The sequence below is a fragment of the Streptomyces sp. NPDC020884 genome (genome assembly GCF_044333935.1).
Lineage (GTDB): Bacteria > Actinomycetota > Actinomycetes > Streptomycetales > Streptomycetaceae > Streptomyces.
Map to the genome: position 1 here is coordinate 16,529 of NZ_JBIRRY010000002.1, position 23,538 is coordinate 40,066.

At 71.3% G+C, this 23,538-nt stretch carries 20 protein-coding genes; 11 read left to right on the plus strand and 9 right to left on the minus strand.

From position 1 onward, the window contains the following. Positions 1-171 precede the first annotated feature (171 nt). From ACH4UK_RS06935 to eccB, 7 genes are all read right to left on the minus strand, one after another. Entirely contained in the window at positions 172-468 is a 297-nt protein-coding gene (locus ACH4UK_RS06935) for a WXG100 family type VII secretion target (protein WP_398354958.1), read from the minus strand. A gap of 36 nt (positions 469-504) precedes the next feature. Further along, entirely contained in the window at positions 505-858 is a 354-nt protein-coding gene (locus ACH4UK_RS06940; RefSeq protein WP_398354959.1) for a WXG100 family type VII secretion target, read from the minus strand. 72 nt (positions 859-930) lie between these two features. Continuing rightward, positions 931-2,160: a S8 family serine peptidase gene (locus tag ACH4UK_RS06945; RefSeq protein ID WP_398354960.1), complete on the minus strand. Its 1,230-nt coding sequence runs from the start codon at positions 2,158-2,160 to the stop codon at positions 931-933. 28 nt (positions 2,161-2,188) lie between these two features. Then, a complete protein-coding gene (locus tag ACH4UK_RS06950) occupies positions 2,189-3,862 on the minus strand; it encodes a WXG100 family type VII secretion target (protein WP_398354961.1) in 1,674 nt (557 codons plus the stop codon). Beyond that, positions 3,859-4,302 carry a hypothetical protein gene (locus tag ACH4UK_RS06955; protein WP_398354962.1) on the minus strand — a complete coding sequence of 148 codons (444 nt, stop codon included), beginning with the start codon at positions 4,300-4,302 and terminating at the stop codon, positions 3,859-3,861. The genes ACH4UK_RS06950 and ACH4UK_RS06955 overlap by 4 nt, the downstream gene beginning before the upstream one ends. A 177-nt stretch (positions 4,303-4,479) precedes the next feature. Next, positions 4,480-5,739 (minus strand): type VII secretion-associated serine protease mycosin, encoded by a 1,260-nt coding sequence (gene mycP / locus ACH4UK_RS06960; protein WP_398354963.1) that lies wholly within the window; start codon positions 5,737-5,739, stop codon positions 4,480-4,482. Positions 5,740-5,753: 14 nt separating this feature from the next. Continuing rightward, on the minus strand, positions 5,754-7,289 hold the full coding sequence (gene eccB, locus ACH4UK_RS06965; RefSeq protein WP_398354964.1) for a type VII secretion protein EccB: 1,536 nt from the start codon (positions 7,287-7,289) through the stop codon (positions 5,754-5,756). A gap of 184 nt (positions 7,290-7,473) precedes the next feature. On the opposite strand from eccB, the gene eccE reads away from it, so the two are divergent. From eccE to ACH4UK_RS07010, 9 genes are all read left to right on the plus strand, one after another. Continuing rightward, positions 7,474-8,829, plus strand: a complete 1,356-nt coding sequence (gene eccE / locus ACH4UK_RS06970) for a type VII secretion protein EccE (protein WP_398354965.1) — start codon at positions 7,474-7,476, stop codon at positions 8,827-8,829. Continuing rightward, entirely contained in the window at positions 8,826-9,536 is a 711-nt protein-coding gene (locus ACH4UK_RS06975) for a hypothetical protein (protein WP_398354966.1), read from the plus strand. Before eccE ends, ACH4UK_RS06975 begins: the two co-directional genes overlap by 4 nt. Before the next feature lie 86 nt (positions 9,537-9,622). Continuing rightward, positions 9,623-9,856, plus strand: a complete 234-nt coding sequence (locus ACH4UK_RS06980; protein ID WP_398354967.1) for a DUF397 domain-containing protein — start codon at positions 9,623-9,625, stop codon at positions 9,854-9,856. 361 nt (positions 9,857-10,217) lie between these two features. Beyond that, on the plus strand, positions 10,218-13,307 hold the full coding sequence (locus tag ACH4UK_RS06985; RefSeq protein ID WP_398354968.1) for an SCO5717 family growth-regulating ATPase: 3,090 nt from the start codon (positions 10,218-10,220) through the stop codon (positions 13,305-13,307). Positions 13,308-13,504: 197 nt separating this feature from the next. Beyond that, positions 13,505-15,376 carry an ABC transporter substrate-binding protein gene (locus tag ACH4UK_RS06990; protein ID WP_398354969.1) on the plus strand — a complete coding sequence of 624 codons (1,872 nt, stop codon included), beginning with the start codon at positions 13,505-13,507 and terminating at the stop codon, positions 15,374-15,376. 3 nt (positions 15,377-15,379) lie between these two features. Further along, positions 15,380-16,471: an ABC transporter permease gene (locus ACH4UK_RS06995; protein WP_398354970.1), complete on the plus strand. Its 1,092-nt coding sequence runs from the start codon at positions 15,380-15,382 to the stop codon at positions 16,469-16,471. Beyond that, a complete protein-coding gene (locus ACH4UK_RS07000) occupies positions 16,468-17,442 on the plus strand; it encodes an ABC transporter permease (protein ID WP_398354971.1) in 975 nt (324 codons plus the stop codon). Before ACH4UK_RS06995 ends, ACH4UK_RS07000 begins: the two co-directional genes overlap by 4 nt. Then, on the plus strand, positions 17,439-18,518 hold the full coding sequence (locus ACH4UK_RS07005; RefSeq protein WP_398354972.1) for an ABC transporter ATP-binding protein: 1,080 nt from the start codon (positions 17,439-17,441) through the stop codon (positions 18,516-18,518). Before ACH4UK_RS07000 ends, ACH4UK_RS07005 begins: the two co-directional genes overlap by 4 nt. Further along, a complete protein-coding gene (locus tag ACH4UK_RS07010; RefSeq protein ID WP_398354973.1) occupies positions 18,515-19,582 on the plus strand; it encodes an oligopeptide/dipeptide ABC transporter ATP-binding protein in 1,068 nt (355 codons plus the stop codon). The genes ACH4UK_RS07005 and ACH4UK_RS07010 overlap by 4 nt, the downstream gene beginning before the upstream one ends. 12 nt (positions 19,583-19,594) lie before the next feature. Here the strand turns inward: ACH4UK_RS07010 and ACH4UK_RS07015 are convergent, their stop codons facing one another. Next, a complete protein-coding gene (locus ACH4UK_RS07015) occupies positions 19,595-20,152 on the minus strand; it encodes a dihydrofolate reductase family protein (protein ID WP_398354974.1) in 558 nt (185 codons plus the stop codon). Between the two features lie 201 nt (positions 20,153-20,353). Here ACH4UK_RS07015 and ACH4UK_RS07020 point away from each other — a divergent pair, with 201 nt between their 5' ends. Both ACH4UK_RS07020 and ACH4UK_RS07025 read left to right on the plus strand, forming a co-directional pair. Beyond that, positions 20,354-20,989: an ArsR/SmtB family transcription factor gene (locus ACH4UK_RS07020; protein ID WP_398354975.1), complete on the plus strand. Its 636-nt coding sequence runs from the start codon at positions 20,354-20,356 to the stop codon at positions 20,987-20,989. After that, positions 20,986-22,326 carry an MFS transporter gene (locus ACH4UK_RS07025; RefSeq protein ID WP_398354976.1) on the plus strand — a complete coding sequence of 447 codons (1,341 nt, stop codon included), beginning with the start codon at positions 20,986-20,988 and terminating at the stop codon, positions 22,324-22,326. The genes ACH4UK_RS07020 and ACH4UK_RS07025 overlap by 4 nt, the downstream gene beginning before the upstream one ends. A 3-nt stretch (positions 22,327-22,329) precedes the next feature. Here the strand turns inward: ACH4UK_RS07025 and ACH4UK_RS07030 are convergent, their stop codons facing one another. Further along, positions 22,330-23,472, minus strand: coding sequence for an XdhC family protein (locus ACH4UK_RS07030; protein WP_398354977.1), 1,143 nt, complete (start codon positions 23,470-23,472; stop codon positions 22,330-22,332). Positions 23,473-23,538: the final 66 nt, after the last annotated feature.

The window sequence follows — 23,538 nt, forward strand, 5'->3', positions numbered from 1 at the left end:
ACGGATGGTGGTGCGTTCCGCCCCTGCGGCTTTCTCTGGGGCTCCGGGCTTCCGGGCTTCCGGGCTTCCGGGCTTCCGGGCACAGCTCAGGGTGGACACCTCCCGCGTGTGTCCACCCTGTGCTGTGTCGTGCTGTGCTGTTCTGCTCTGTGGTGCTGTGCTCGAACTCTGTTAGAAGTTCGCTGCCGCGCGCTTGTCACCGCTGCGGTAGATGGGCGACGCCTCGCTGACCTTCTGAGCGATGTCATTGAGGTTGTCGCGGATGGCGCTGGCGTCCGTCCGCCACTTCTCCTGGGCGTCGGTGTAGGCCTTCTTCGCCTCACCCTCCCACAGCTCCGAAACCCCCGCGATCATGGTCCTGATCGACTCGAGGTCCTCGGCGAGCTGCTTGCCCTGCCGCTTGATCTCGGCGGCCGCGAGGTCCAGGCTCGCGTAAGTGACGACCGTCGTGCCTTCGTTGTTCCCCATGTGGTCCTCCGCTGAATTCGAGTTACGAGACGAGGGTCAGAAGTCGTTCAGGCTGGAAGCCCGGTTCGTCGCCGCGCTGGAGTGGCCCTCGACGACGTCCACGCCCTTGAGCGCCTGGAGGATCTCATCCTCGTTGTTGCCCGAGATGGTACGGGCGGCCTTGATGGACTCCTGGAAGTGGAGAAGCTGCTTGGCCAGGCTGACCATGCGGTTGTTGATCTGCTCCTGCTTCGCGTTGAAGTGGTTGGCGCCGATGCCCTGCCACTTGCCTTCGAGGCTGTCGATCGTCGCGTGAAGCTTCCGGAGCTGCCCCTTCACCGAGTCGAACTTGATGGTGAGGTCACCCTCCAGCTTCAGGAGTGCGGCATCTGAGACCTTCTGATCTGCCATGGTTCTCTTTCCCTTTCGGTTGGTTCTGCAAGGCCGGCATGGGTCGCCGGCCGGTACATGCGGAACGTGCGGTCAAGCGGCCTTACGCCTGCGTACCACGGCGTAGGACACTCCCCCGAGCACGACCACAACTGCGGCCACTCCGAGGATCAGGCCCAACTGGCTGTCGTCCCCCGAGGACTTGGTTTCTTCTGCCGCCACGGGCTTGTCGCCCTCGCTGCCGTTCTTGGCGGGCTGCGGCGAGGCTGAGGCGTCGGGCTTGGAGGATGCGGCGGGGCCGGCCGTCTTCTTCTTGGTGAGCGGGCTGATGTCCGGGGCACCGGGGTCGCCCTTGCCCTTCAGGACGTTCATGGAAGGGCGGATGAGGCCGTGGCCGAGGTACTCGCTGGTATCGCCCTTCTTCCAGTCACGGCCAGCCGTATCGAAGAGGACGTTGAGTACTTGGTTGGCGGTCCAGTCAGGGTGGAGGGACCAGACGAGGGCGGCGGAGGCAGACGCGATGGCGGTCGCGGCGCTGGTGCCGCCGTCGCCGTCGCAGTAGCTCTTGAAGGAGTTATCGCACCAGAACGGGATATCGCTCCCGGGAGAAGCAACGTCTACCGAACCCGAGTGCTGCGAGTAGTACGAGACCTTTCCCTGACGGTCTGCCGAGGCAACACCCACCACCTCAGGGTACGAGGCCGGATACTGCTTCCGGTTCTCCTTGTTCCCCTCATTGCCGACGCCGGCGATGACCAGCTTTCCCTTGCTTTCAGCGTATTTGATGGCTTCATGCTCTTCGCGCGAGGAGAAATCATCACCGATAGACACGCTGATGATGCGTGCATCGCTGTCGGCTGCGGCTCGGATGGCCTTCTTCACGTCGCCGATGACGGTGTTGCGCTTCGTCATGAAGCCGACGTCGCTCATGCGCACAGGAATGATCTGGGCCCCTGGGGCAAGTCCCTTCAGGCCGTCTCCCTTACCTGTCCCGGCGATCAACTCGGCCATCGTCGTACCGTGACCGCGATAGTCGTCGGTTTCGTCGCCGGGAGCCCCGGTGACGTCAACTCCCTTAAGGACCTGTCCCCGCAGCGACGGCGTGGCCGAATTCACACCCGTGTCGATGACAGCGACTTTCATGCCTTCGCCGGTCGTGACCTTCCACATGTCCTCAGCCTGCATCGCGCTGAGGTACCACTGCTTCGACTGCGTGTCGGCTGCGGCCGGCTGCGCCGCACCGACGAACACCACACTCCACGAAGCGGCCACAGCCAGCCCGCCGAGCACGCGCCTCTGAGCTCGGCCCATTCCTGCTGTCATCCCGGCTTCCGAACCTTCCCTGGGACTGCTACTCGACCACCGGCGGCACGGCTCCGCGCCGTCCGGCATTCCACGTCTCTTCGTCTTCCGTCAGGTAGTCGGGACGGGTCGACCCGTTGTCGTCCTCTTCCTCACGGCCGGAATTCCGCCGACCAGCAGGACCACGGACGAGCCCTGCCCCACCGGCAGTGAAGCCCTTGGCGTTCGAGCCGGCTCCCGCAGCCTTGCGGGGGGCGCCCACGACTCCGTTGGCACCCGAAGCGGAGGTGGCTCGTCCGCCGGAGCGAGAGGCGGCAGCAGCGGCTCCGCGCCCCCCGATCACTCCCCGTTGGCCGGAGCCTCCGGCAGCGGCTCTGCCCTGCGACGCCTGCTGAGGGGTCCCACCGACGATGCCGTTTCTGCCTCCACCGCGAGGACCACCAGCTGCGGACGTGCCGCCCTGACCGGCGATCGGTCGCCCGCCCGTCACACCCGGGCGGCCGGCAGTCGGGGATTGCTGACCCATCGGCGGACGGCCAGTGGACGATCCTGTGCCCCCCATCGGGCTGGGGCGGCCGACTGGGGTGCCACCCCCCTGGCCCTTGGCTACGGGGCCTCCCCCTGTGGGCTGTGCCTTGCCCATGCCGAGGCCGGTCTGATTGACGGGCCTCGGCACGGCAGGCCCAGTCGAACGCGGCGAGCCCCCCTGAGTGGTGTTCAAGAAATTGGGCGGCACGAACGACGGCGGCGCTGCGGTCGGCCCCGTCGTGGGCGTGGGAGACGTCAGCGGTGGTGTGCCGGTAATCGTCGTCGGAGGCTGTGGAGGCGCGGCGCTGTTGATCTCCGTAGCCGTGCTCTTGCCCAGCGGGGGTGCATCGCCGAGAGCTTCAGCCTGCGGCCGACTGACGGCGGCAGCCTTGGCGGAGCCGTCAACGATCGGACGGTCCGAAGAGCCCGATACAGCGCTGTTACCGAGAGCCTCGGGGCTCGTCGTAGAGGAGCGGGAGACGGGAAGAGGGTCCGGGCCGCCACCAAATGGCTTCGGCATCTTGATACCCAGGTCCTTATCGAACCGCGGCGGCTCCTGCCCCGCCAGCACCTCCTCGGAAACCGAGTAGTACGAAGCCAACCGGTTGATCTGGTTGATCGCCTCTTGGCGGTTCTTCTCCACCTCGAGGGCAGCCGCATACTGCGGATTCGTCTCGGTCCGGGCCGGGAACAGGACGTCGTCCACGTCCGTCTGGATCATCCGGCGGTCGCGCGGGGGCATGGCGCTCTTCACCGATGCCAGGCCGGTGCCCGCGACCGTGATCTGGGTGCCGGCCGCGTCCGCGAAGTCGCCCAGCTTTTCGGCGTGGGCGACCAGGCCCGTGCCGAAGGCCCGGAAGGCCGTGCCGGACTCGCCCTGCCAGTCGACACCCTTCAGGTGGTCCTTCAGCTCCTTCGCCGCCCGTCGCATGGCGTCCCGGGCCTTCCAGAGCGCCTCGCCCGCGCTCTCCAGGTGTTCCGGGTTGGAGTTCTCCACCATGTCGATCATGGCGTTGAGCTCGTGTCCCTCGAAGGAGGTGCGGCCGCCGGTGCGGGGGTTGCCGAAGCCGAAGGATTCCATGATCCGGCCGGCCGTCTCGGACATGTCCGTGACGACCAGTTGGCCCTGGACCCGTCCCTCGTCCTGCTTGAGCTGCTCGGCGGGCGTCAGGTTCTGCTGCTTGTCTTCGCTCATTCCGCTGCCCACCCGGAGTCCGACTGCTCGTTCTTGTTGTCCTGTTCAGGCTGCGCGTGCTTCTCGCGTTCCCGGTTGAGTCGGGTCTGGATCTCGTAGAAGCGTCGCCTGATGTCGTCATCGACGTTGTCGAAGCCGACGGCCGCCGCGTGCACGCCCAGGCTCAGGTACTCGATCTGGTCGCCGAGGGATTTGGAGAGCTGGACGAGGGAGGTATGGACGCGGTTGTACTGGGTGTAGAGGCCGTCCGCCTCGGCGAAGCGCGCGTTCGGGCCGCTCAGTGAGGCCCGCGAGATCTTCTGGTCGGCGACCTTCGACTTGTTGGCCGCCGAGCCCTCGAAATCTGCCAACAGCGCGTCGACGCGCTTCTTGAACGTCTCCAGCGCGCCGACTCCGCGCCTGAGGTCGCCCGTACCGCCACCGCCACCTGGATCGGTCACAATGCCGTCCCCCCGTTCTGCATCCCCGTTTGCTCGGATCGTCCTGCGTTGCTATCGCACTGACGCGGTCCGATCCGATCTCATCCCTGCAACTCTAGCCACTGCATACGACAGCGCCAATCGACTTGGTGGCCACATGATTTGTCTCATAACCGCGCCGCCCCCTCTTCCTCATCGCTACGCCTCGCTCGGCGAGCGGCGCCCCGTGCGTCGCCGCTTGTCCCGTACCGCCACGGCGGTGCCCGCGATGGCGGCCACCAGGACGCCGCCGCCGACCATGACGTACGTCGCCAGGCGCGCGTTTCGCTCGTCGGCCGTTTCGCCCAGGTGGAGTTCGGCGGGGGTTGGAGCTTTGCCCTTGCTCATCCCCTCGCTCGCGACCGGGCGGTCGATCGGCTTGTCGTCCTCCGTGAGGGCGCGCACCGGGTCGACGACGCCCCAGCCGACCAGGATGTCGTGGCCCCCGACCGAGCGCTCCGCCGTCTGCTGGATCTGCGCGACGATCTGCGCCTGCGTCCAGCGGGGGTGCTTCGCCTTGATCAGGGCGGCGACCCCGGCGACGTACGGGGCGGAGAAGCTGGTTCCGTTGTCGGCGCAGTGTCCGCCGCCGGGGACCGTGGAGACCATGTCCACCCCGGGGGCGGCGATGCCGACGAACTCGCCGGACTGGGAGAAGGGCGCCCGTTCGTTGTTCCGGTCCGAGGAGGCGACGGCCAGGACGCCCTTGAAGGACGCCGGGTAGGTCTCCTTCACGTTGCCGCCGAGCCCGTCGTTGCCCGCCGAGGCGACGACCACGATGTTCCGGGCGAGGGCGTTGTTCACGGCCTGTCTCAGGGCCGCGGACGGCTTCACCGCGTTCGCGGTGTCCTGGGAGATGTTGATGACGTCCGCGTCCGCCTTCTCGACGGCGTACTGAATCGCCTGGGCGAGGGTCTCGGTCGTGCCGTGGCCCTCGGCGTCGTTCTGCTGGAGCGGGATGATCGTGGCGTCGGGGGCCAGGCCGCTGAAGCCCGTGCCCTTCACCTCGCGCGCGGCGATGATGCCGGCGACCTTGGTGCCGTGGCCCACGGTGTCCGTGGTGCCGTTCTCCTTGCCGCGTTCGATCTTCGTTCCGTCGTCGGCCTTGAGGTTCTTCGGCAGGAAGTTGCGGCCCGCCCTGGTGTCGACGGCGGGCTTGAGCTGTTCGTTCTTGACGTCGACTCCGGTGTCGATGACCGCGACGCGTACGCCCTTGCCGGTGGACTGCTTCCACAGTTCGTCCAGCAGGACGCGTTGCAACGCCCAGGGGCGGCCCGGGTACTTCTTGCCGCCGAAGGTGCACTGGGTGGAGTCGTCAGCAGCCGCCGGGAGCGCCGGCAGGGTGACGAGGAGGACGGCCGCGGCGGCCGCGGCCGTCAGCAGGCGGCGGGCCGGGCGGTGGTCGTGGGTCGTCGCCATGTCCGTAACCCCTCTCACGAACCCTGCGGCTGGCTGGCGGAGCCGGTCGAGAGCCGGGGTCCGGTCGGCAGGAGCGCGGACCAGACCGCCGGTACGGGGTTCGGGTCGACGTCCTTGTAGCCGAGCCGGTTCTGCGCCTGCTGCGCCTCCTCCTGCTGGGACTTCGCCCGCTCCTTCTCCTTCGCCGAGCCGGACTGGCCGATGCCGGAGTCGCCCTGGCCGCTGTCGCTGTTGGACTGCATCGCGTAGCGCAGCCCGGTGTCGGTGACCAGGAACAGGAAGCCGGCGTTGGTCGTGGAGCCCTTGAACTGGCGGAAGAACTCACCCGATCCGGGCGTGACGTAGGCGCTGCTGGAGCCGGTGGGGAGCGTCGCGGGGAAGCTCGTGCCCACCCACGTGCTCAGCGTGGTGGCACCACCGTCCCCGTCGACGCCGCGCAGAACGTTGCACACGGTGTTGCGGCTGCCCTTCTTGACGTCGGGGGAGTTGACCGGCTCGGGCTTGCTGACCGGCCAGTCCCTCTCCTGGCCGAACGGGGCGCCCGGTTCGAGTTCGGCGGCGCTCACCGGCGTGGCGTTGCCCGCCTGCTTGAGGGGCACGAGCTGCCGGCTGCTGAGCAGGAGCTTGGCGGTGAAGTCGGAGATCGGGGCGACCCTGCCCGGCAGGACGACGTACTGCTGGGTCTTGGTTCCCGCCGTCGCGGCCAGGACCATGCCGACCTTGTTGGTCTGGGCGTCCAGGGTGCCGGGCGCGCCCGCGGGGGCTCCGGGGACGCCGTCCACGGTCGGGAAGGTGATCGGGTCCCCGGTGTGGAGCGTGGCCAGCCAGGCGGCCGAGACCCGCTGGGGCTTGGAGTTCTGGTCGACCAGGGTGCGCAGGAGCAGTTCGTCCTTCTGGACGGGGTAGGCCTTGCCAGCCGCGTCGACGATGTAGCGGGTCAGGTCCGGGCCCTCGACGTACATCAGCTCGCCGCCGCGCAAGGCGTTCTTGCCCTCGGTCTTCTTCTCCTCGCGCTCGGCGAAGATGAAGGTCGCTTTCTGGATGGCCCGGCCGCCCTCGCCGGGGCGTTCGCAGACCGCCCAGCGCTTGGCCGCGCCCGCTTCCTTGGAGTCGGGCAGCCGATCGGGGGCGTAGGGAATGCCGAGGGTGGCGCCGTGCGGGATCTTGCCGCTGTCCAGGACGGACTCGTCGACGTTGACGACGGTGCCCTTGTCCGGGGCGAGCAGGAGCTTGGCGGAGGCCATGTTCAGAACGGGGTGCAGTTGCTTCTTGCCGTCGGTCTCCAGCACCACGTACCGGGTGGTGGATTTGCTGGCGATGATGACGTGTTCCTTGGGGGCGTCCCACTTCTGGGGCGCCACCGGCTTGAACATGCCCCAGGCGCCGAAAATGGCGAGAACCACGACGGCGATGATGGCCCCGGGGAGCACCGCGCGGAGCGGTCGGGGGGCGCCTTCCTCGGAACCGGTGGGGTTGGGTTGCAGGAACTGTGCGATCAACCTCCGCTTCGCAAAGGTATAGGCGTTCAGCTCATCCCGCCGTGATGCCATGTGTCCGCTGACCCTTCTCCCCAGTGATCGAAACAGGGTCCCACACGCACCGTCGGCCCCCGCTGCCGTACCGCGCACCTACTATGCCTGCTGGGGTTCCGCTCGCTGTGCTCAGGTAGGGTGACGACCCGATCAACACCCGTGTAAAAAGCGGTGAATACGGACACGAGGGGGCAACGCGGCGATGGGTGCAGCTACGCGCGAGCGTACCGGGCGGGCGGGCCGTCGGACCTCGGGGACTTCCCGGAGGCAACGCAGCAACGGGTCGCCCGCGTCATCCCCCGCCCAGCCCTCCGGCGCCCCCGGGCAGAACGCGCCCGCCGCGACGACGCTGCGCTCCATCTCACGGACCGACCGGGTGCGCCCGGTGCTGCGGCAGATGGTGATCATCGAGGTGGCCCTCGTGATCGCCGCCGTGGGCGCGGCGCTGGGCGGCGCCTGGATGATCCCCTCGCTGGTGCTGCTCTGTCTGCTGGTCGCTCTCGCCGTGGTACGCCGACGGGGGCACGCGCTCCAGGACTGGGTGTCGAGCGCTCTCGGGCTCCGGGCCCGGCGCCGGGCTGCCGCGACGCCGCCCGCGGACGCGGAGCCGATGCTGGCCCCGGTCGCCGAGAACGTGCCGGGCTTCGGCCCGCAGGTCTATGTGGACCGGGCCCACCGCACGGTGGGCATGCTCGGCGACGGCACGTTCCTGACCGCCGTGGTGCGGGTGGAGGCGAGCGGCGAGTCGCTGCGACCCGCCTTCGGCGCCCGGTCGCTCCCCCTGTCACTGCTCGGGGACGCCCTCCAGGTGGACGACATCGTTCTGGAGTCGGCGCAGTTGGTGCAGCAGGTGCGGTGCGCGCCCGCCCCGCATCTGCCGCAGCAGTCGGTGGCCCGGCTCTCGTACGCGCCGTTGCAGGACCAGACCGGTGCGCCCGCCCTGCGGATGACCTGGGTGGCGGTGAAGCTGGATCCGGAACTGTGCCGTGAGGCCATCGAGGCGCGCGGCGGCGGGATGGACGGTGCGCAGCGCTGCCTGGTGCGGGTCGCGGACCATGTGGCGAGCCGGATCACGGGCGCCGGTTTCCAGGCCGTGGTGCTCGATCAGGACGAGTTGAACTCCGCGGTGGCCACCTCCGCGTGCGCCAATCCCATTCTGTCGGGGCGGGCGGGCCGGCCGGACGCCGCGGCGCAGCGGCGCACGATGGAGACGTCACGGGTCTGGCGGTGCGACGACCGCTGGCACACCACGTACGCGGTGGACCGCTGGCCCGAGCTGGGCCGGGGCGCGACGCCGCTGCCGCAGTTGGTCGCGCTGCTGACGTCGGTGCCCGCGTACGCGACGACGTTCAGCCTGACGGTGCGCCGCGGGGTGCGCCAGGGATCGTCGAGTGTGGCCGGCCATGTGCGGGTCACCGGTGGTTCGGACACCGAACTGATCGGTGTGCGAAGGACGTTGGAGCAGGCGGCCCGGCACGCCAAGGTGGGGCTGGTGCGGCTGGACCGTGAACAGCTGCCGGGCGTCCTGGCCACGCTGCCGCTGGGAGGCGCACAGTGAGCAACCGGACCGAGCCCCGACGCGGGCTGCGCGGCCCCCGTCACGCGGGCCACACCGTGGCCGCGGACCACCTCGGCGCGCTGTCCCTGCCGGTCGGCGACGACGGCGTGATCATCGGCAACGACGCGAACAACCGGCCGCAGCTGATCGGCTTCCACCGCCCCGTGCCCTACGACGTCACCCTGATCGGCGGCCTGTGGACGGCACAGGTCCTGGCGCTGCGGGCGGCGGGCACCGGCGCCCGGGTGGCGGTCGAGACCGGCCGCGTCCAGGCCTGGACCACGCTCGCCCAGGCGGCGGGCGCCGGGCTGGAGTGCGTGTCCCTGTACGACGTGGGCCGCGTTCCGCCGACGGGAGCGACCGTGGGCAGCCCCGTGGTCGTGGTGCGGGACTGCGGCATGCGGCCGCCGCGCGGCCGGGTGGTGTCGTCGCCGTGGCAGTCCGTGCTGACGCTGCTTCCCTATCTGAGCCCCGTCGCACCGCGGTTGATGCGGTCGTCGGCCCTGGTGGGCGTCCAGCGGGTCTCGCCCGGCGAGGCCGAGCAGATCGGCCGGATCCTGGGGCTGGCGCGCGCCGAGTACGAGGCGCTGCCCACGCTGGCGGACGGGGTCACGCTCTGGGTGGCGGGGCGGGAACACCATTGGGTGATGACGAACGCGACGGACGCGGAGACCGGTCTGCTGGGCACAGCTCGCCGGATGGACTGATTCCTGTCCCGTTCGGCCCCCGAACGTCCCTCCCGCCGGGGAACATGGACCACGCACCGAATCCGTTCGATCGAAGGGACGCCGTCATGGGCACCCAGCAGGAAAAGGACGAGCTCTACGCTCTCGACATCTCGGATGTGACCTGGCTCGGCGCCCCCGGCACCGAGGACGCCGAGGAGCGGGTCGAGATCGCGCATCTGCCGGGCGGCGCGGTCGCCATGCGCTCCTCGCTGGACCCGGGCACCGTCCTGCGGTACACCGAGGCGGAGTGGACGGCGTTCGTCCTGGGCGCTCGCGACGGTGAGTTCGACCTCACGTAGGTCCGACCTCACACGGCTTCGGCCTTGCCTGGGCGCGGAGCGCAGCGAAGGGTGGCGGCCGGAACGGGCTTCCACCCTTCCTCCCTGTACGTGTATGACCTGGATTGACCGCCTCTCCGTGCCCTTTCCCTCACACGTGGTTCACCGGGCTGTGACACCTGGCCCGTGGGGCGGGGTTCACCGTCCCCTACGCCCTGCCTGAGTTCACCGGATGGCGATTAGGGTGGGTGGGGCGCGGCAGAAGAAACCTGCGAGCAGGTAATGCGCGTCGCAAGGGGGAGAGCCGGGCGGACCGGCACATCGGGAACGGTCGCCCCCACCCACCACGGCACAAGGGTGCTCGACCACACCAGGAGGCAAAGTGAACGGCGATCGGGACGAGATCCGCGGCGGATGGGACCTGCCCGTCGACGAGTCGTCCGACGCGGATCCCGCCGAGCTGACGGGTGAGTTCACCATCGACTACACCCCTCCCGCCTGGTACACGCAGAATGCGGCGGGGGACTCGTCGGGGGGAGCGGGCTCGCACCTGGCGCCCCCTCCGCCGCCGCACGGGACGCCCGTGTCCGCGCCCGGCCTGTCGGCTCCCGGCGGCTTCGACCCCAACTGGTCGCCCGCCCCGCCGGCGCCCGCCGAGCCTGCGGTTCCGCAGGCCCCGGTCTCCCCCGCCGTACCGGAGTCGCCGCACCCGCAGGCTCCGGCCGCTCAGACTCCACCGGCTCCTCCGGCCGCCGAGACCGGGGATGCCGGTCCGTTCGGGGGCGGCGACGTGGAGAGCGGCGCGACGATGCGGTTCTCTCCGGCCGCGCTCAAGCAGGAGATCGCGGAGCGGGAGGCGGAAGCCGCGAAAGCCGCCGGATCCTCCGCGGAAGGCGCGTCGGCCCCCGGGGCCGAGGACGACGCGAGGGCCGACGCCCCCGTCTCCGGCACGGACACGGACACGGGCGCGGACACGGATAACGACTCCGAGGACGCGTCCCTCACCTCTGCTGCGCCCGTCGACCTCCCCGCTTCCTCCGTCCCCTCCCCCGACTCCCTCACGGGCCCGGACTCCGCAGCCCTCTCCCGTACGGACGCGGGCCCGGCGGACTCCGAGGACGGCGGCGCGGCCGGGGCGAGCACGGACGAGGCTCCGGACGCCGATGACGCCCCCGCGCCCGACGCGGTCCCGCAGGATGTCGTGCCGCAGGACGCGGGTCCCCAGGACGCCGCGCCCCAGGATGGGGCACCGCCCGCCTCCGACGCCCCGCAGGCCGCCGCCGCACCGGTGCCGTGGTCGCCTCCCGCGCAGGGCGGCGCGCTGCCGCCGCTGCCGCCCGCCTTCCAGCCGGCCGCTCCCGGGCCCTCCGCACCGCAGCCCGCGGCGCAGTGGCCCGGTTCCGCCCCGGGGAACGAGGCGCCCGGCGGCTACGGCTTCCCCCAGGCCCCGCAGGCGCCCCAGGCCCCGCAGGCACTTCAGCCCCCGCAGGCTCCGCACCAGCAGCAGTTCCCCGGTCAGCCCGGCCCCGGCGCACCGCTGCCGCCGCAGGCCCACCCCCAGGCCCCCCAGGACGCGGGCGGTTACGGCTTCCCGCCGCAGGGCGGTTACGGCTTCCCGCAGACCGGCCGGCCGGGGCAGCCGGGGCAGGACCCCCACCAGCCGGGTCCGACGCCGAACGCCCCGCACCCCAACGCCCCGCACCCCAACGCCCCGCAGCCGCAGCAGCCCTTCCCGGCCCAGGGCACGCCGAACCTCCCCGCGCCCATCGCCCCGCAGCCGCAGCAGCCGCAGCAGCCGCAGGCGTACGGTCAGCAGCCCCCCGCCGCCCAGCCCCAGCCGCCCCACCTCCCGGCCCAGCAGCACGGCGCACCCCAGCAGCACGGTCCCGGCGCGCCTGCGCAGCCGCCCGTCGACCCGCGTACGGGCGGGGCCTGGCCCACCCCGGTCGCGCACGACCAGCGGGAGCGGTCGGTGCCGGGCGCGCCGCTCGGGTACACCGCGGCCGTCGAGCTCTCCTCCGACCGGCTCGTGCGGGGCAAGCAGAAGGCCAAGAGCAGCCGTAACCCCTCCGCCGCCTCCCGGTTCAAGCTGGGCGGCAAGAAGGAGGAGGCCGAGCGGCTGCGCAAGCTGGAGCTGATCCGCACCCCGGTGCTCTCCTGCTACCGGATCGCCGTCATCAGCCTCAAGGGCGGTGTCGGCAAGACCACCACGACGACCGCGCTGGGTTCGACGCTGGCCACCGAGCGGCAGGACAAGATCCTCGCCATCGACGCCAACCCGGACGCCGGCACGCTGGGCCGCCGGGTGCGCCGCGAGACCGGGGCGACCATCCGCGACCTGGTCCAGGCGATCCCGTATCTCAACTCGTACATGGACATCCGGCGGTTCACCTCGCAGGCGTCCTCCGGTCTGGAGATCATCGCCAACGACGTGGACCCGGCGGTCTCCACGACCTTCAACGACGAGGACTACCGGCGCGCGATCGAGGTCCTCGGCAAGCAGTACCCGATCATCCTCACCGACTCGGGCACCGGGCTGCTCTACAGCGCGATGCGCGGGGTGCTGGACCTCGCCGACCAGCTGATCATCATCTCGACGCCCTCGGTCGACGGCGCGTCCAGCGCCTCCACGACGCTGGACTGGCTCTCGGCGCACGGCTACGCCGATCTGGTGCAGCGTTCGCTCACCGTCATCTCCGGCGTCCGCGAGACCGGAAAGATGATCAAGGTCGACGACATCGTCCAGCACTTCGAGACGCGCTGCCGCGGGGTCGTCGTCGTGCCGTTCGACGAGCACCTGGCGGCGGGCGCCGAGGTCGACCTCGACATGATGCGCCCGAAGACCCGTGAGGCGTACTTCCACCTCTCGGCACTGGTGGCCGAGGACTTCGCGCGGGCCCAGCAGCAGCAGGGGCTGTGGACGGCGGACGGCCAGAACCCGCCGCCGCAGTACGCTCCGCCGATGCCCGGCCAGCAGGGCTACCCGGCACCGGGCCAGCAGGTACCGGGCCAGCCCATGCCGGGCCAGCCGATGCCGGGTCAGCAGGGCGGCCCCGGGCAGCAGATGCCCGGTCAGCAGCCGTACGCACCGCAGCAGCCCGGCCCCGGTCAGCCCTATCCGTCGCAGCACCCCGGGCAGCAGCAGCCGTACGGCCGGCAGCCCCAGGGCGGACAGCCGCCGTACGCGGGACAGCCGCCGTACGGGGGACATCAGGCGGCCGGTCAGCCGGGGGCGCCGCAGTCCCCCTACCCCCCGCAGGCCCTGCCGGGCGGACCGCAGAACGGGTGGCAGCAGCCGCCGTCCCCGCAGGCCGGGCCGGGCACGCCCGGGGCCGGCGCGCCGCAGCAGGGACAGCCGGAGCAGCAGGGCGGACCGGCCAACCCGGCAGGCCAGCCCGATCTGCACGGTCCGGTGCCTCCGGCCGGCTGGCAGCAGACGCCTCCGCAGCCGCCGCCCGCGCCTCAGCAGTAGGACGGGAAGAGGTTTAGACCAATGAGGGCTCGCACCGCTCACGCGGTGCGAGCCCTTCCGTATTCCCGCAGCCCACACGCGGTTTGACTCACCGTTGACGAGGCTCGACCACCGCTGATAAACCTTCGCTTCACCAACTGGCGAACCAGAGATCCGCCCCGCCTTCTTTCAGCGAGTGATGACGCGAGGTCCCGTCCATGGTCACAAGAGTTCCCGCCCGCTCCCCCCGGCCACGCCGGCGCCTGCGCCTCCTGCTGGCCTCCGGCGTGGCCGCCCTGGCGCTCGCCGCCGGATCCGTCGTCCCGGGAAGCCCGCTCGCGCCCTCCGAGGCGCGCGCCGACGACGGGAAGACGACCCTCACGGTCGCCGTCGCGCAGAGCGTCGACTCCCTCAGCCCGTTCCTCGCCCAGCGCCTGGTCAGCACGAGCATCCACCGGCTGATGTATGACTACCTGACCAACTACGACGCCAAGGACAACAAGGCGATCCCGGGTCTCGCCACCGCCTGGGAGGCCTCGGCGGACAAGCTGACCTGGACGTACACGATCCGGTCGGATTCGAAGTGGTCCGACGGGCAGCAGGCCACCGCCGAGGACGCGGCCTGGACGTTCAACAAGATGATGACCGACGAGGGGGCCGCGACCTCCAACGGCAGCTTCGTGGGCAACTTCGAGAAGGTGACCGCGACCGGCAAGGACAAGCTGGTCATCAAGCTCAAGGAGCCGCAGGCCACGATGGCCGCGCTCGACGTCCCGATCGTCCCGAAGCATCTCTGGGACAAGGTCGGCGACTTCTCGAAGTTCAACAACGACAAGGACTTCCCCATCGTGGGGAACGGTCCGTTCATCCTGACGGACTACAAGGTCGACAGTTTTGTGAAGCTGAAGGCCAACAAGGACTTCTGGCGCGGGTCGCCCAAGTTCGACGAGCTGGTCTTCCGCTACTACAAGGACCAGGACGCGGCCGTGGCCGCCCTGCGCAAGGGCGAGGTCTCCTTCGTCGCGGGCAGCCCCAGCCTGACGCCGGCCCAGTCCGCCTCGCTGGAGAGCGCCCCGGACATCAAGGTGAACGACGCTCCGGGCCGCCGCTTCTTCGCGCTCGCCGTCAACCCCGGAGCCCGTACCAAGGACGGGACGAAGTTCGGCGACGGCCACCCGGCGCTGCTGGACCAGAAGGTGCGCCAGGCGCTGTTCATGGCGGTCGACCGCAAGACCATCATCGACAAGGTCTTCCAGGGCCACGCCGTCGAGGGCGAGGGCTACATCCCGCCGCGCTTCGCCGACTACTTCTGGAAGCCGTCGGCCGACCAGAAGCTCGCCTACGACCCGGCGAAGGCCGCGGACCTGCTGGACGAGGCCGGGTACAAGAAGAACGGCGCGGGCAAGCGCGTCGGCAAGGACGGCAAGCCGCTCGACTTCCGCATCCTCTGCCACGCCACGGACCCCAACGACAAGGCGATCGGCAAGTACCTCCAGGAGTGGTGGGGCGAGCAGGGCATCGGACTGAAGGTCGACTGCCTCGACAACGTCTCCGACCCCTGGTACGCCGGTGAGTACGACCTCGCCTTCGACGGCTGGTCCGTCAACCCCGACCCCGACTTCGTCCTCTCCATCCACACCTGCGCCGCCCTGCCGTCCAAGGCGAAGGAGTCGGCCGCGACCGACAACTTCATCTGCGACAAGCAGTACGACGAGCTCTACAAGAAGCAACTGGCGGAGTACGACCCCGCCAAGCGGGCGGATCTGGTCAAGCAACTGGAGTCGCGGCTGTACGACACCGGGTACATGAACGTCATGGCGTACCCGAATGCCGTCGAGGCCTACCGCACCGACCACATCAAGTCCATCACCACCATGCCGTCGGCCGCGGGCAACATCTACGGCCAGGACGGCTACTGGAGCTGGTGGTCGGCGGTCCCGGCCGCCGGGGCCTCCTCGTCCGGTTCCTCCGACTCCGGTGGCAGCTCCACCGGGGTGCTCATCGGGGTCGGGATCGCCGTCGTCGTCCTCGCCGGTGGCGGACTCCTGTTCGCCATGCGTCGCCGCTCCACCGCGGAAGACCGTGAATAGTCCATGAGCTCAGAAAGCACTCCCGCCCTGCTGAAGGGCGCGGCGGGCGTGGAGAGCACCTCGTCCGGCGGCCCGGCTCCGGCCGGGCCGTCGGCCCGCTCCCCACGCTCCCGCTCCGCGGCCGCCTATGCCCGCTACGCGGCGGGCAAGGTGGCCGGGGCGGCCGTCTCCCTCTTCGCCGTCCTCGTCACCAGCTTCTTCCTCTTCCGGCTGATCCCCGGCGACCCGGTCAAGCAGATGACCGGCGGCCGGCAGGTGTCGACCGAACAGATCGCGGCGATGCGCCGTGAGTTCGGCCTCGACCTGCCCCTGTGGCAGCAGTTCACCCAGTACTGCGGCAAGGCGCTGACCGGCGACTTCGGTACGTCGTACCAGTTCCGCGCCCCGGTCGTCGACAAGATCGCCGAGGCGCTGCCCGCCACCCTGCTGCTGACCGGCACCGCCTTCGTGATCTACACCCTGCTCGGCATCTGGCTGGGCGCCCGCTCCGCGTGGCGCAACGGCAGCGCCGGGGACCGCGCCAACACCGCGTTCGCGCTGACGCTGTACTCGGTGCCCTCGTTCTGGCTCGGTCTGCTCCTCATCATCACCCTGTCGGTGGGCATCGGCCCGATCCCCGGGCTCTTCCCGACCGGGGGCATGGAGTCCGGCTCCACCGCCGGCTTCGACCGGGTGCTGGACATCGCCCACCACATGGTGCTGCCCGTCGTCACGCTCGTCGCCGTGGAGTACGCGCGCACCCTGCTGGTGATGCGCTCCTCGCTGCTGGACGAGATGGGCAGCGACTATCTGACGACCGCCCGCGCCAAGGGGCTGCGCGACGACCTCGTGCGCCGCAAGCACGCCGTGCCGAACGCGATGCTGCCGACCGTGACGCTGCTCTTCGTGAACCTCGGCACGACGGTCGCCGGGGCGATCCTGGTGGAGACCGTGTTCTCGTGGCCGGGGCTCGGCGGCCTGTTCTACCAGGCGCTGAGCGTGCCCGACCTGCCGTTGGTGCAGGCGCTGTTCTTCGTGTTCGCCGCCGCGGTGATCCTGATGAACACGCTGGCCGATGTGATCTATCCGCTGCTCGATCCCCGGGTGGGCCGATGACGACGTCGATGGAGAAGCCCGACCCGCGGAAGCCGGAGGCCGAGAAGCCGTCCGGGCAGCCGGGGAAGGCCGTGCCGCCGCCGAGCCCGCGCGCCCTGACCCGGGCCCGGCGGCGACAGGCCGTGCTCCGCTTCTGGCGGCAGTACCGCACGCACCGCGCCGGTCTCGTCGGACTCGCCGTGCTCGCGGTGATCGCCCTGCTCGCGCTGACCGCACCCCTGCTCGTGGGGGCCGACTCGCAGAGCGTGACCAACGCCCCGGGTGGCCCGATGGAGGCCCCCAGCGGTGAATTCCCTCTCGGGACCGACCAGTTCGGGCGCAGTCTGCTCGCTCTGATGCTCTGGGGAACGCGGGTGTCGCTCACCGTCGGGCTGCTCGCCGCGTTCCTGTCGGTGGCGATCGGCACCCTCATCGGGATCACCGCGGGCCACTTCAAGGGCTGGTACGCCACCGTCATCATGCGGGTCACCGACTGGTTCCTGGTGATGCCGACCCTCGTTCTGGCCATCGCCCTGGCCACGGTCCTCTCCCGGTCGGTCTGGACGACGATCCTGGCCATCGGCGTGACGACCTGGCCGACGACCGCCCGCCTGGTCCGGGCCCAGACGCTGTCCGTCGAGTCCCGCCCGTACATCGAACGCTCGCGGGCCCTCGGCGGCGGACACGGGCACATCATGTCCCGCCATGTGCTGCCCAACGTGATGCCGCTGGTGCTCGCCCAGACCACCCTCGTGATCTCCACCGCCATCCTCACCGAAGCCACCCTCGCCTTCCTCGGGCTCAGCGATCCCACGATCGTCTCCTGGGGCGGACTGCTCCAGGACGCCCGCGAGGCCGGCGCGGTCAGCTCCGGCAACTGGTGGTACCTCGCTCCGCCCGGACTCGCCATCGCCGTGGTCGCCCTCGCCTTCACCCTGTGCGGCCGCGCCATCGAGTCCGTGCTCAACCCCAAGCTGGGGGTGTCCCGTTGACCGCCACCACCACGACCAGCACGCCGAACCCGGACCCGGCCGGCTCGCCCGACCCGAAGCGGCCCGTGGGCGACCCGCCGCTCCTGGAGGTACGGAATCTGACCGTCACCTACGGGAGCGGGGCCGACGCCGTCCCCGCCGTACGGGGGGTCGATCTGCGGGTCGAGGCCGGGCAGAAGCTCGGCATCGCCGGGGAGTCCGGCTGCGGGAAGTCGACGCTGGCCCTCGCGCTGCTGCGGCTGCTGCCCACGACGGCCACGCTGTCCGGCGAGATCCTTCTCGACGGCGAGGACATCCTGACCATGAAGTGGGGACGGCTGCGGGCGGTCCGCTGGGCGGGCGCGTCGATCGTCTTCCAGGGCGCGATGCACTCGCTGAACGCCGTGCACCGGGTCGGGGACCAGATCGCCGAGCCGATCCTGCTGCACAGCAGGGCCACCCCCGCCGCCGCCCGTAAACGCGCCGGTGAGCTGCTGGAACAGGTCGGGCTGCCCGCCGCCCGCGCCCAGGCGTATCCGCACGAGCTGTCCGGCGGGCAGCGCCAGCGGGTGATGATCGCCATGGCGCTGGCCTGCGATCCGCGCCTGATCGTCGCGGACGAGCCGACCACCGCCCTCGACGTGATGATCCAGGCGCAGATCCTGCGGCTGATCGAGGCGCTGGTCGCGGACCAGGACGTCGGGCTGATCATGATCAGCCACGACCTCGCGGTGCTCGCCGACACCTGCGACCGGCTCTCGGTGATGTACGCGGGCCGGGTCGTCGAGGAGGGCCCCGCCCGGCAGGTGTACACGGACGCCCGGCACCCGTACGGCAAGGCGCTCTCCGCGGCCTTCCCGAGGATCGGGGACCTCTCCTCCCGGCACGCCCCGCGCGGTCTGCCGGGCGATCCGCCGGATCCGGCGGCGCTGCCGGGCGGCTGCACCTTCCATCCGCGGTGCCCGGTGGCGCTCGACTCCTGCGCCACCGAGGACCAGGAGCTGCGGGACGCCGGGGGCGAGCGCCGGGCGGCCTGCGTGCTGGTGGACGCGGACCGCGCACAGCCCGGGGACGAAGAAGCAAGGAGCACGACATGAGCACCACCCCTCCGGTCGACGCCGCTCCTCCGGCCGGCGCCCCCTCTCTCGGCGCCGCTCCCCTGCTCAGCGCCGAGACGCTGAAGGTCGCCTTCCCCGGCCGGCGCGGGGCCGCCACCGCCCGCGCCGTCGACGGGGTCGACCTCGACATCCGGCCCGGCGAGATCGTCGCGCTGGTCGGCGAGTCCGGCTGCGGCAAGACGACGCTCGCCCGGTCCCTGCTCGGTCTGGTCCCGCCCACCTCGGGCCGGGTCACCTTCGGCGGCGCACCGCTCGACTACACGGGCCGGGCGCTCAAGGCGTACCGCAAGCGCGTGCAGCTGGTTCTCCAGGACCCCAGCGGCTCGCTCAACCCCCGGCACACGGTGTACGACGCGGTGGCCGAGGGGCTGCGCATCCACGGGTACGCCGGGGACGAGCGGGCGGCCGTCTCCGGGGCCCTGTCCCGGGCCGGGCTGCGGCCCCCGGAGCGGTTCTTCCTGCGCTTCCCCCACGAGCTGTCGGGCGGTCAGCGCCAGCGGGTCGTGATCGCCGGGGCCCTGGTGCTGGAGCCGGAGCTGATCGTGGCCGACGAGCCGGTGGCCTCGCTGGACGCTTCGGTACGGGGCGAGATCCTGGCCCTGCTCCTGCGTCTGCGGGACGAGCTGGGCCTCTCGGCGCTGGTGGTCACCCATGACCTGGGGCTCGCCTGGAACATCGCGGACCGGGTGGCGGTGATGTATCTGGGCCGGATCGTCGAGACGGGCCCGGTCGAGCAGCTGCTCACCGCCCCTCAGCACCCGTACACCCGGGCCCTGCTGTCCGTGCTTCCGGAGGCGGAGGGCGAACCGGTCGTGCTGGCCGGGGAGCCGCCGGACCCCTCGAAGGTGCCCTCCGGCTGCCGCTTCCACGTCCGCTGCCAGGTGCTGGCCTCGGGCGAGGCTGAGCGGGCGGGAGTGGCGGAGGCCTGCCGCACAGTGGATCTGCCGGTGCTGAACGGGGGCGGGGACACCCAGGTGGCCTGCCACTGGGCGGCGGCGGGCGGCGGGCAGGACCGGGGCGGGTCTGCCGAGCCGCCCGTCTGAGGCCGGTGCGGTTCAGCGGGTGCGGTAGCGCACGTAGATGAGCCCGCTGTCGAAGGCGCGCTCCTCGACCCGTTCGAGGTCGAGGCGCACGCCGTCGGGGAAGAACCGCTTGCCGCCGCCCACCACGCTCGTGGTGATGAACAGGTGGTACTCGTCCACCAGCCCGGCCGCGATGGCCTGGGCCGCGAGGTTCGGGCCGTCGACGGTGAGGTCGGCCTCGGCTTCGGCCTTGAGCCTGCGCACCGCGTCCGGGTCGAAGGTCCGCTCGATCCGGGTCTTCGCGCTGGACACCCCGTCGAGCGTCGTGGAGTAGACGACCTTCTCCGCGGACTGCCAGTCGCGGGCGTACTGCAGGATGTGCGGCGGCTGGCCGGGCTCGGCGTGGGCGGTCTCCCAGTAGACCATCGTCTCGTACATCCGCCGGCCGTAGAGGTAGGTGCCGACGGGGCGGAAGAGGTCGCCGACGAAGGCGTGCACCTCCGGGTCCTCGGCCCCGGTGCCGAGGCCGCCCTCGGCCGCCTCCGCGTAGCCGTCGAGCGAGGTGATCATGGAGTAGATGAGCTTGGCCACGGTTCTCCTTGGGGTGCGAACACTTGCCTGCGGGCGGTCCCGCAGGGGATGACCCCCGCCCGGCCCGGAACTCATCGGCCGGACAGCCGGAACAGACCACGAAGGGTTCTTCGCACATACTTCTTCGCGAACATTTCTTTGCGAAGACTTCTTTGCGAAGACTTCTTTGCGAAGAACTCTTCGCGGTCTAGGGTGTGCCCCATGACAGATGACGCGTCGGACAGGCCGGGCGCCCCGGCAGCCGAAGAGGGATCGGTCGTTCTGGACGCCAAGGGGCTGCGCGCCCTGGCGCATCCGGTACGCGTGCGGTTGGTCGGGCTGCTGCGCAAGGACGGCCCGTCGACCGCCACGCGCCTGGCGGAGCGGCTGGGCGTGAACTCCGGGACGGCCAGCTACCACCTGCGCCGGCTCGGCGCGGCGGGCTTCGTCGAGGAGGACACGGAACGCGGCAACGCGCGCGAGCGCTGGTGGCGTTCGGTGCACCGGACGATCTGGTTCAACGATCCGGAGCTGACCGAGCAGGAGCCCGAGGCCGCGCTGGTCTACCAGCAGTCCGTGGCCGCCATCTACACCCTGCGCACACAGGAGACCCTGAACGGGCTCCGGACGATGCCCCGCGCCTGGCGGAACACCTTCGACATGAGCGACTGGGCCCTGCGGCTCACGCCCGAGGAGACGGCCGCCCTCTACGAGGAGTTGGCGCAGGTCATCACGCGCTACCGGCGAGACACCCCCGAGGCCGCGGCGAACGCCCCCGAGGGCGCCGAGCGGGTCGGCGTCATCACCCACATCCTGCCCGAGCTGGACACCCCCGCGGCGGGAGCGGAGACACCGTGACGGCGGACGCCCCGGGCGATCCCGGCGGAATATCCGCCGAGCGGTCCCTACGGCCGCTGGCCGGGGTTCTGGCGGCCATCGCGGTGTCCCTGACCGGTACCCGGATCTCCCTGGTGGCCCTCCCCTGGTTCGTGCTCGTCACGACCGGCAGCGCGACCCAGACCGGTCTGGTCGCCTTCTGCGAGATGACCCCCTACGTGGTGGTCAAGGCGTTCACCGGCCCCCTGGTGGACCAGATCGGCTCGCGGGTCGTCTCCTGGACCACGGACCTGGCCAGCGCGGCAGCCGCCGCGGCGATCCCGCTGCTCCACGCCCTGGACCTGCTGTCCTTCCCGGTGCTGCTGGGCCTGGTCGCGGTGATCGGCGCGGCTCGCGGTCCGGGCGATCTGGCCAAGGAGGTCATGGTGCCGGAGGCGGCCGAGCGCGCCGGGATCCCGCTGGAGCGGGCCACCGGTCTGTCCGGCGTGGTCGAGCGGCTGGCCGCCACCGTCGGCCCGGTGACGGGCGGCGCCCTGGTGGCGCTGCTGGGCCCCTTGACCGGCCTGGTCCTCAACGCGGCCTGCTTCGCTCTCGGCTCGGTGATCGTCGCGGTCGCGCTGCCTCGCGGTATGGGGCGTCCGGCCGTGGACGCCTCGCCGCCGGCCGCCGGGGAGGAACCGGGCTACTGGCGCCGCTTCGGCGAGGGCTTCACCTTCCTGCGGGGTGAGCCGCTGCTGCTCGCCGTCATCGTCATGGTCGGGATCACCAACCTGCTGGACGCGGCGATGACCACCCTGCTGCTGCCCGTCTGGGCCAGGGAGTCCGCGAACGGCCCGGCGGCGATCGGCCTGATCGGCAGCGCGATGGGGGCCGCGGCGGTCGCCGGGAGCCTCATCGCCGCGATGGCCGCGCACCGGCTGCCGCGCAGGACGGTGTTCCTCGTCGGCTTCCTGCTGGCCGGGGCGCCGAGATTCCTGGTCCTCGCCGTCGACGCCCCCCTGGGGGTGGTCATGGCCGTCTTCGCCGTCAGCGGGTTCGGGGCCGGGTTCATCAACCCCGTGCTGGCGGCCGTCCTCGTCGAACGGGTGCCGCGCCGGATGCTGGGCCGGGTCAACGCCCTCGGCGACTCGCTGTCCTGGTCCGGCATCCCGCTCGGCGGGCTGCTCGCCGGGGCGGCGGTGACCGTCGTCGGACTGACCCCGGCGCTGCTCGCCTGCGGGGCCGCGTACCTCCTCACCACCGGTCTGGCCGGGCTGCGGCCGGAATGGCGCGAGATGGACCGTCCCGGGGGTCGGGCCGTCCCGCCGCCGCGCACCGGGGAACAGGACGTGGCGGACGGTACGAAGGCCGGCCCCTGACGCTCACCGTCGGCCGGGGCCTCCTTCAGCGCCCCGGCCCCCGTGGTGGATCGCCCCCGTCAGTTCGCCGAGCGGGCGGCCCGTGCCGCCCCAGCGGTGCTGGATGATCTCGGCGGCGATGGAGACCGCCGTCTCCTCCGGCGTACGGGCTCCGAGGTCGAGGCCGACGGGTGACGCGAGGCGTGCGAGGCGCGCGTCGTCCACCCCGGCCTCCCGCAGCCGCTCCAGCCGGTCGCGGTGGGTGCGGCGGCTGCCCATCACCCCGATGTACGCGGCGGGCGTGCGCAGGGCCGCGGCGAGCAGGGGCACGTCGAACCGGGGGTCGTGGGTGAGCACGCAGATCACCGTGCGGGCGTCGACCTCGGTGGACTCCAGGTAGGTGTGCGGCCAGGCACGGACCACCTCGTCCGCCGTGGGGAAGCGCTCACGGGTGGCGAAGGCCGGGCGGGCGTCGCAGACGGTGACCCGGTAGCCGAGGAACGAGCCGATGCGGGCGGTGGCCGCGGCGTGGTCGATCGCGCCGAAGACGAGCATGCGGGGCGGTGGGGCGTACGTCCGGACGAAGACGGCGACCTCCTGCATCCGGCGTTGGCCGTACGCCCCGTACCACTGGACGCCGGTGAGCCCCTGGGCCAGCAGCCCCCGGGCGTCGTCGGTGACGGCGGCGTCGAGCCCCTCGGCGCCGAGTGTGCCGGTTGTGGGCCCGTGCCCGGCGGGGCGAACGATGAGACGAGCCCCGGTCCCCGCCGCGCCGGACAGGACCGTGGCCTCGGCGACCGGCAGATCGGCGGCGATCAGGTCCAGGACGGCCGCGAGGTCCGCGCGCTCGCCGGCGGTCGCACAGGCGCGCACCAGGACCTCGATCGTGCCGCCGCAGGTCAGTCCGACGCCGAACGCCTCGTCGTCGCTGATTCCGTACGACACCACGCGCGGCTCCGCCCCGGCGAGCACCTCGCGGGCGACCTCGTACACATCGCCCTCGACGCAGCCGCCGGAGACGCTGCCCACGACCGTCCCCGCCGCGTCGACGGCCAGCACCGCGCCGGGGTCGCGGGGCGCGCTGCCGTGCACGGCGACGACGGTCGCCAGGGCGAAGGGGATGCCGTCGGCGCAGCGGGAGCGGAGGTCGGGCAGGATGTCGCGCACCCTGTCAGCATCCGCCGTCTCCGGGCGGAGCGCACGGCCGGCGCGTGCGTCGGTGGGTGCGCCGGT